The sequence below is a fragment of the Actinoalloteichus spitiensis RMV-1378 genome (assembly GCF_000239155.1).
GTDB lineage: Bacteria > Actinomycetota > Actinomycetes > Mycobacteriales > Pseudonocardiaceae > Actinoalloteichus_B > Actinoalloteichus_B spitiensis.
Window position 1 is genome coordinate 1 of record NZ_AGVX02000055.1, and the last position, 2,002, is coordinate 2,002.

General features: G+C 72.8%; 1 protein-coding gene. It reads left to right on the forward strand.

The genetic code is table 11. The annotated features are described in order from the left end of the window. Nucleotides 1-2,002: condensation domain-containing protein (locus ACTIDRAF_RS26970; protein ID WP_157162806.1), on the forward strand; the 2,002-nt coding region annotated here is incomplete at both ends.

Sequence of the window (2,002 nt, forward strand, 5' to 3'; positions counted from 1 at the left end):
CGCACCCTGCCCGAACTGGCCGCGCACGTCACCCGGCTGGTCGTCGAGCGCGAACCCGCCGTGCCGGCCGGCCTCCCGCCGATCACACCGGCGACCGGGGAACCGGTCCTCTCCTTCGGGCAGGAACGCATGTGGTTCCACCACCAGTGGGACCCCGGCACCACCCTCTACAACCTGGGCTCCCGCATGCGGGTGCGGGGCCGCTTCGACCTCGAGGCGTGGCGCGCCGCGCTCAACGACTTCGCCGAACGGCACCAGACCATTCGGTCGAACTTCGTCGAGGACGGCGGCGGTCTCCGCGTCGTGATCCGCCCCGACCTCGGGGACTTCCTCCGCCTCGTGGACCTCTCCGAGGACCCCGACGCCGCGACCACCGCCCGCCGGCTCGCCGCCGAGCACACCAGCCGGCCCTTCGACCTCGCCACCGACGCTCTCTACCGGGTGCTCGTCCTGCGTTTCGCCGCCGACGACCACCTCGTGGTCAATTCCATGCACCACGCGGTCAACGATGGGCACGCGCCCACCATCAGCCGGAACGAGATCACCGAGCTCTACGCCGCCCGAGTGGAAGGGCGGCCGCACCGCCTCCCGCCCCTGCCGCTCCAGTACCACGACTACGCGCGGTGGCAGCGCGACCTGGTCGCAGGTCCGCTGCTGGCCGGACAGCGGGACTTCTGGCGGCGCACCCTCGCCGACGCGCCCGTGCTGGACCTCCCCACCGACCTCCCGAGACCGGCAACCACCAACTTCCGGGGCGACTACCTGGTCACCCACCTCCCCCCAGACCTCGCACGCCGGGTCCGAACCACCGCCACGGAGGCCGGCGCCACCCCTTACGTCGTGCTGCTCGCGGTGTTGAACCTGCTGCTGGCACGGCGAGGGGGAGCCCGTGACATCGTCATCGCCACTCCCAGCGCCGGACGGAACCGCCCCGAACTGTGGAGCCTGCTCGGCTTCTTCAACAACACCCTGCTGCTGCGCACCGACCTCTCCGACGACCCGGACCTGCCCGAACTCGTCGCCCGGGTACGCGAGGTCGTGTTGGCCGCCGTGGAGAACGAGGACCTGCCCTTCGACGCCGTCGTGCGCGAGGTCGCACCCCACCGCGACCCGAGCCGCAACACGCTGTTCGACGTCATGTACACCCACCAGGTGCTGCCGGAGCTGGACGCCCTGCAACAGGGTGATCCGAGCATCACCCTCGAGTACTCCGGCGACCACGACTTCCCCGGCATGCCGGAGGGAGCCATCGTCTGCGACCTGTCCTTCGCGACGCTGGAGCACGCCGACCGGGAGGAGATCGACCTCGTCGTCGCCTACCGCACACAGCTGTTCTACCGCTCCACGGCTCAGGGACTGGCCGAGTCCTACCTGGAGCTGCTCGCGGAGGTGCTGCCCGCCGGCCCGGCCCACGAGGACGCCACGCCACCCCGTCCAGCGCGACAGGTGGGAGGCGATCGCCCCGAGAACGCCGCGGCCAACCCGCCGGAACGACCCGACGCGACACCCGTCCCGACCTCTGAGCGGGGAGGTGGTTGGTTCCTGCCCGACCGGGTAGCCCAGTGGGCCCGCCGCACCCCGGCCGCGGCCGCCCTCGTCCACGACGACATCGTCGTGGACCACGCGGAACTCCACGACCGGGTCACCCGGCTCGCCCACCTCCTCGTCGCCCGCGGTGTGCGGCCCGAGGACCGGGTCGCCCTGCTGGTGCCCCGCGGCGTCGACCTCGTGGTCGGCCGGCTCGCGACGTTGCTCGCAGGCGCCGTCCACCTGCCGCTCGACCCCGACCACCCCGTCGAGCGACGGGCGGTCGTCCTCGCCGACGCCGCACCGGTGCTGGTCGTCACGACCGGCCCGCTGGCCACCACACTGCCCCCCGGCGCGCCGGTGCTCAGGCTGGACCACCCGGACACCGAGGCTGCGCTGGCCGGACCCCCCGACTCCACCCTGCCCGCCCACCCGCCGAGCCCCGCTCTCCGCCGGGACATCACCCGGGTGATCC